Origin of the sequence: Intestinimonas sp. HCP28S3_D6 (assembly GCF_052065695.1) — a bacterium.
Lineage (GTDB): Bacteria > Bacillota > Clostridia > Oscillospirales > Oscillospiraceae > Intestinimonas.
Window position 1 is genome coordinate 1 of record NZ_JBQHTM010000083.1, and the last position, 7457, is coordinate 7457.

The window sequence follows — 7457 nt, forward strand, 5'->3', positions numbered from 1 at the left end:
TGCGGGCATTTTCTTCCGGTGTGCGTTTCTTTCTTGCCATAATAAAACCTCCACTGTGGTGCTTCTATTATACACCACCTTGGAGGTTTACACAAAATGTGGGATGGTCTCCGGGACAGGTCCTTGACCAGAATCACATTGATCCGCTTGGCCTTGGCATCCTCAATCAGCCGCTTGACCCCAGGACGGTCAAAATTCGTACCTGAATAGCCATCGTCGATATAGGTATCAATTTCATTCCAGCCCCGCTGTCTCACATAGTTCTGAAGCAGCAGCTTCTGGTTCTCAATACTGACGGATTCACCGTCGCGTTCATCGTCGTTACTTAAACGGCAGTAGATGCCGACGTTGTATGTTTTTGTAGTCATCTTTATTTTCCCTCCCGACAATCCAGATTCCATACCTCGTGCGGCGTGATGGCTCCACAGGGAATATCCCTGTATGAACATCGTAGCGGAGAATCCATCGCCGCGCAAGTATGCGGCAAAGCCGGGAGGATGGTGTGACTATGTATGTAAAGATACCGTTGTTTTCTTTCACTGCTCATGGTGTTCCTCCGTTTCGATTCGTGGGTTGGTTTGCGGACGAATCGAAACGGGGCGGCGACCGGCATCCAGGGCCGCCGGCGTCAGGAACGCTGTCGAATGGGAAGTTATTATAGAAAAAATGTCTGACAGGAGGAGGCTTGTCCTTTCTTGTCCTCCTGCGGTGGCATTTTTTGTGTTTTTTTCCAGCTTTTTTAGGTTTTATGTAGAAACAGCGCGTACAAAAATAGGGCGCAAGTGATGGTAAGTTCACTTGCGCCCTGATTGGACTGGATATTTTATTTTGGAGGTCTCCACCTGTTAGCGGTGGAGAAAGGTCAAAAGGGGTATCTACCCATAAGCGGCCTCCCTTGCACCGCTATGGGAATGGAACAAAGCAGCAGAAGTTATATGTCCCGAAAACCGCTTGCGGCATCTATTGTTATTGCTTCAATACACTCCAATGCTGCTTCGTGTCCTTTCCGAATTTGTAGTAAGTTACTTTCTCGCACCATCCGCGCCGACTTCATAGCCGTCCACCTTGGTGCTGACCGCCATAGAGCCGTCCGCATAGAAGTAGTACCACTTGCCGTCGATCTGCTTCCAACCGCCGGAGAACATCTTGCCGTTATTGTCCAGCCAGTACCATTTCTGGTCGTCGGAGAGCCAGCCTTTGACCGGCTCTCCGTCCTTGTAGTAACTCCATTCGCCGCTGTCATTCTGCTGCCAGCCGTTTGCGGTCTGCGGGTCGATGATGACCTCCACAAACCGGTGTAGGACGGTGGCGGCTTCAGCGCGGGTGGCGTTGCCCTTCGGGTCAAACAGATTATTCGCCTTGCCGGAGAGAACGCCTGCCTGCTGCATCGTCTTGACCGCATTCTTTGCCCAGAAGGAAATCTGCGCGTTGTCGGCAAAGGTCACAGCCTCCAGCGTTTTCGGGATAGAATAGCCCATCTTATCGGCGTAGTTCTTCATAATCACTGCCATCTGCTCACGGGTGATTTTGTTATCCGGGGCGAAAGTGGTAGCACCGGTGCCATTCACAATGCCCTTGCTTGCCGCCCAGTTGACATAGGGAGCGTAGTAGGCGTCGGTTTTCACATCAGTAAATTTCCCGTTTTTGTAATCTGCCGGGTTGATTCCTGCCAGACGCCCAAGGGCAGTGACAAACATTCCCCGTGTCAGGGTGGTGTTCGGACTAAAGGTGGTTTTGCTTGTGCCGGAGAACAGCCCGCGGCTGACCGTAAACAGGATATGTTCCTTAGCCCAATGACCATTGATGTCGGTGAAGTTCGGAACTGGGTTCTTGTAGCCCACACCATAGATACTGAAATGTGCCGCTTCAAAGATTACGGCTTTCTGGTCTGCGTCATAGCTGGATTTGGTCAGCCATTCCACCTTTCCGGTCTTGTCCACATAGACTGCATACAGATTTCCGGTCTTCTCATTCTTCGCCGGAGTATAAGGGATGGCAACGCTGATGGTCTCTCCATTTAGATTGACAGCAGTTTTCTTGCCGTCCTTAACACACTCAAGTGTGATGTCATAGACCGGACGGCTTCCTATGGCTTTCTTGGCTTCCTGATAGGAAACAACCGTTTTTTTGATCTTCAAAATCAGTTCGCCGCCGGTCTGGCGGTTTAGCTCCTTGAGGGTATCCAGTGTGAAGTCAAAGTCTGCCATACGATCGGTGTCGATGGTGAACTGCTTGACATTGGAGGACACCAGCTTATCCAGCGTGTCCGCTTTCAGGGTAATCTGTACATCCTTCAGTTTGGCATCCATCTTTACAGGAACCACCACAGCAATGCCGTTTGCGGTGGTTCCATTTTTCTTCGCGTCAGCGGTGGCCTTGTTGATCGCGTCCTGTACGGCGTTGCCGTCAATGCTGGTATTTCCGTTTTTATCCGGTGTTGCCGGCTTGGTCTGGCTGGTGGTCGGGATGTCCGGTTTGGTCTGATCCGGACGCTCTACAACCGTGGAGCTGCTGGAGCCGCCGCCGGAGGAAGAACCACCGCCGGTAGAGCCGCCGCCGGAGTAGGACACCACATAGGGCGTAATGCTTCCGGTCAGATTGTTGTAGTTGTCCCCGTCAGTGGGAGTATAAGTCCAGTTGTAGGCGGTGTTAGCTGTTACAACGGTGTCATCGGCAACGTCCCACGCGATGGAACCGTCGGCGGGGGTAATGCTGCCCACGGCCAGAGCTGCGTCCGCCAGGGTCTTGCCGGAGGAGGTGATGGCGGTGTAAGCGGGAGTGCCGGTGGGGGTGGCCTTGTTGATGGTCACCTTGATGATATCCTCAACCGTTTCATAGGTGTTCGTGTCCGCGGGGGTGAACACCACGGTCACGCTGTCGCTGCTGTCCGCAACATTCACGGGAGCCGCGTTCTTGAAGCTCCAACTGCCTTCCACGCTGGCGGTGCCGGTAATGGCGCTGTCCGGAACAGCGGAGCCGGTATAGGCCACGGTGATGTCGTTGGCGCTGACCGTGGGAACATCCTTTTCCGTCAGTTCGATATTGACCTCGACGGTGGCGTTCTCATAGTTGTCGGAGGAGATGACCACCCGCAGGGTCGCGCGGCTGGGCATGCTGCTGGACAGGGTGTAGGTCACTTTTCCGGTGTTATCCACATCCCAGTCGGTTATAGAAACGACATCACCACAGGACATGGTTCCTTTGGTATAGGTCAGGGTGCCGGCGTCGGCAGGCATGCCCGCGCGGCCGATGTCTTTGCTCTGCTGGGTGTTCACGGTGTACTTCTGCTCGACAGAAATTTTGTTCAGCATCGGCGCGGCGGCCTTGCCGATGGTAAAGCTCTGCTGCGCTTCGCTGAAGGTGTAGTTTCCGGTCGTCTTTTCCGTGACCGTGATCTTGCCGGTGCCGGCATTGATGTTGTCGGCGAGAACGGCGGTATAATCACTGTCGGTCAGAGCGGTGTCGCCGTCCTTCACCGTGAAGGCGGGCGTGATGGCGCTGCCGGTGAAGGTATAGGTTCCGCTCACTGCAATGGTGGGCGTGATGGACTTTTTGGCGATGGTGAAGTCCTTGGTCACGCTGCCGGTGTAGTTGGAATTGTCCTTGGCCGTGACCGTCAGGGTGTAGCTGTCGGCGTTGGTCTGCACATTGTTGGACACGTTGCAGGAGCTGGTGATATCCACTTCACCAAGCTTCACGGTAACCGTCTGGGTCTGGCTGGAGCCGTTGTAGGTCAGCGATTCACCCAGCGTGACCGAAGCGTCCGCAATGGACCTGGGCGCGATGGTGACGCTGACCGAAGCCGGCTCGCTGTCGGTGTGGTTGCTGTCGCCCACGACCTTGTAATAAACGGTGTAGCTGCCGGTGGTGGTGCCGGTGGGAACACTGTCGCTCCAGTTTGTATTATTCAGACTGTACTGCATGGTGCCGTCCGCTGTAGTACCGGCGGTGACCAGCGCCTGCGCACTGCCGTTATAGACCAGAGTGTTTGCGGTGGGGGCGGTCAGCGTGGGAACCTGCTTTTCCCACCGGGCAGTCAGGCTGGTCACGTCCGCCGGAACACTGGCACCGGGGGCGTAGAGCTTGCCGTTGCTTCCAAGCCACACGAAGTAACTGCCCGTATCTCCATCGGGGCGGGTCAGGCCGTCGCTGCTGGGAGCGGTGTATGTCCCGCTGGATTTCACCGCCAAATTGACAGTAACAGCAGTAGCATCACGTCCCACATGGCCGCCGTTCAGGTCCAGCGTGACGGTCGTCAGGCCGTTAGCGCCCAGGTCGCCAGGGTTCAGGATTTCAAGGACGGGGCGGAAACCGACGCTCGGAGTGGAGATCGTAGCAGAGTGGTGGCTCCAGAGGCGGGCCGAAGAGTACCCGCGAACCGCACGGCCCGACGCGTCGCCAGAAAAAGTATCCTGTCCCCACGAAAACATTTCATTCCAGTTTTGGATATATTCGTTGTCCTTGTTCAGTATCGTGTCCCATTCGTTGCTTTGGGGCGTGCCGGGACCGGAATCGCCCGAACCTGTAGAAGCACTTCCCACAGACGGTGCGCGCAGGGTATAGTCCACGCCGCCGGCGACATAGCCCTTGCCGAAAATCAGACCCTTCTCATTCAGCTCATCCCAGCTGACGGTATGGGTCACGGCGTAGTCCGCGATAAACAGGCTGTGGGCGTAAGGCTTTACCGTATCATCAGTGCTTACACCTTCAGAGTTGCGGGAATAGGCGTTAATCGTCCCCACATAGGTAAAGGGGACATAGTGCAGGGCGCTGTCCGGCAGATTGCCGTTTGCCGTTCCGGGAATATTCATCGCCGATAGGTCAAAGTAATAGGTGCCGTCGGGCTTGAGGGAAAACTGCTCTGATAAAGTAAACTGCGCCGTGAGCTTGGTAACGTCCGCCGGAACACTGTCGCCGGGGGCGTAGAGCTTCCCGTTGCTTCCGAGCCACACGAAGTAACTGCCAGTATCTCCGTTCGGGCGGTTCAGACCATCGGACGCGGGCGCGGCAAACTCGCTGCCGGTTTTCACGATGATTTGAATAGCATCGGAGCTACCGCCGAGCGTTCCGCCGTTCAGGTCAAGGGTAACGACCTTCAGTCCGTCAGACTTCAGTGTGTCAGGGTTCAGGACTTCAAGGATGGGGCGGAAACCGACGCCCGGGTGGGAGACCGAAGCACCGTGGTGGTCCCAGTAGCGGGCCGAATCGTACCCGCGAACCGCACGGTACGACGCGCCGCCAGAAGAAGTATCCTGTCCCCACGAAATTATTTCATTCCAGTTTTGGATATATCCGCTGTTCTTGTTCAGTATCGTGTCCCATTCGTTGCTTTGGGGCACGCCGGGACCGGAATCGCCCGAGCCTGTAGAGTTACTTCCCGCAGACGGCGCACGCAGGGTATAGTGCACGCCGCCGCTGGCATAATTTTTGCCGAAAATCAGACTTTTCGTATTTAAGTCATTCCAGCTTACCGTATGCGTTACATTGTAGTCCGCCACAAACAGGCTGTGGGCGTAAGGCTTTACCGTATCATCAGTGCGTACACCTTCAGAGTTGCGGGAATAGGCGTTAATCGTCCCCACATAGGTAAAGGGGACATAGTGCAGGGTGCTGTCCGGCAGGCTGCCGTTTGCCGTTCCGGGGATGTTTGCGCCGGAGAGGTCAAAATAATATCTGCCGCCGGGAGTGAGGGAAAACTGCTCATTAGGCGAATCATTAGCCAATAGCATTGGCGCAGCCAGCGCCCCCAATGCAGCGGCAGCTTCCGCATACCGGGTAAAATCCAGCTCATCTATTTCCTCGTTGGAGAGTTTCTCCTTCGCCTCGTCTATGGCGTCAAGCTGCGCCTTGACATCTTCGGCGTTATCTTCAGTGATTTCTTCTGCGTTCGGTAAAGCGTCGATCATGGCCTGTACGCTTGCCACCGTGACAGCCTTCGCATTGGACGGGGTATTATCTCCCGCGCCGCATAGCTCGCAGACATATCCGCAGGGCGTCCCCTCGGCTGCGGGGGAATAGCCGCAATCCTCCGTATGTTCGGCGTGGTGTTCGCATAAACCGCCCGTTTCCGTAATGGTCTGCCCCCTGTCCTGTGTCGGCGTCTCGGCAAAGACCGTTGGGGTACAGAGGGAAAACAGCATTGCGCCGCTAAGCAGCAGGCTAAGTATTCTTCGTTTTCTTTTCATATTCTCCTATCCTTTCTGTCAAAATTTTCTTGCCGGCATGGCAAGGCAAGCTCTGTCTTTTCGGCTTGCAAAGGTTAAACAGAAATTATTATAAGGGCTGCTCTCGCTCCTGTCAATCGACTTGGCGTGAAGCGACGTTTAAGAGGCGTGAAACGACAGCAAAAAAAACGCCGCCCATGTCTGTCCATGGAAATGGACACACGTGGACGGCGATTCGGATATGGAGCGGCTACAGACTATCGGTCATCTCCTGTGACTTGTCGAAATAGCGCATCATTGCCTGACTACCTTGCCTGCTGATTTTGGTATATGCGATGTCTGAGAGGTCGAACAGGATGCACCCGCAGTGACCTTGGAAGGTGGGAAAACAGATCACCTGCAGCCACGCGCCGATCTCCGGACTGTAATCCATGACCTCCAGTCTTTCCCCATATAGGGCGGCGCGCTCGTATAGGCGCAGCCATTTGGCATCCATATTGGAAAACAGGCTGCCGAAGGAGCTGCCGATGAGCGTTTTAAGCGGCAGTCCTTCCAGCTTTGCCAGAGCAGGGTTTCCATAGCGGAAGACCCAGTCCACCGCCCGGCGCTTCTCATCAAAGATCATTTCGATGTCCGTAAACGCAAAGGGCATAGCCTCGAAGCCGCAGTAATGGGCCTGGTATTCCTCCTCAGTGGAGGGGGCTTCGTCTTGGGCAAAACTGCTGATGAGACGTTTTTGAGCAGCCTGGAACTGAGCGATGATCTGCTTTTTCTTTCGGAGTGTATAGATCAAGGATTCGCCGTTGTTGAGATCAATGTGGTCGGTGATGTCATGGATGGCTCTGGCGGACACCAAACAGCCCCGGTGGACTTTGAGGAAATTGTCCCCCAGTGCTTCTTCCAGATCACTGATCTTCATCCGCGCTTTGTATATCTTCCCGCCGGACACATGGATCTCGGCAGTTTTATCAATCATCAGGACATATAGAATCGTGCTGGCATTCAGTACAAGCTGTGTTCTGTCTGACATGATCGTAATGTATTTCCCATCCCGCACGGTAAACACCTCCTTTTCACGCTGAACAGAAAATATAGACAGAAATATTATCACACATTTTCTGTCGGATTTCAACTGCACCTCGTTGCCGGGCATAGGAATGCAAAAAATTTCGGTAACATAAGTTAGGGAACCTCTGAATAAAAGCCTTTATCCTGTTTCTACTCAATGTATTAGCCGCCATTTGCGCTTGGTTAAGGTGATTTCAGTGCAAAATAGCCATTATTTATCTGCTT

Annotated in this window: 3 protein-coding genes; all 3 read right to left on the bottom strand. The window is 54.3% G+C overall.

What is annotated here, in order from left to right:
- Positions 1 to 368, bottom strand: a 368-nt coding sequence (locus ACTNBK_RS16260) for a recombinase family protein (RefSeq protein ID WP_441147670.1), incomplete at its 3' end; no start/stop codon positions are given.
- 654 nt (positions 369 to 1022) lie between these two features.
- On the bottom strand, positions 1023 to 6185 hold the full coding sequence (locus tag ACTNBK_RS16265; RefSeq protein WP_441147672.1) for an S-layer homology domain-containing protein: 5163 nt from the start codon (positions 6183 to 6185) through the stop codon (positions 1023 to 1025).
- Between the two features lie 229 nt (positions 6186 to 6414).
- Entirely contained in the window at positions 6415 to 7296 is an 882-nt protein-coding gene (locus tag ACTNBK_RS16270; protein WP_441147674.1) for a LytTR family transcriptional regulator DNA-binding domain-containing protein, read from the bottom strand.
- Positions 7297 to 7457: the final 161 nt, after the last annotated feature.

Excerpts from the sequence above, each read along its gene's own strand:
- ACTNBK_RS16265 (WP_441147672.1), bottom strand. The coding sequence starts at position 6,185 with ATGAAAAGAAAACGAAGAATACTTAGCCTGCTGCTTAGCGGCGCAATG.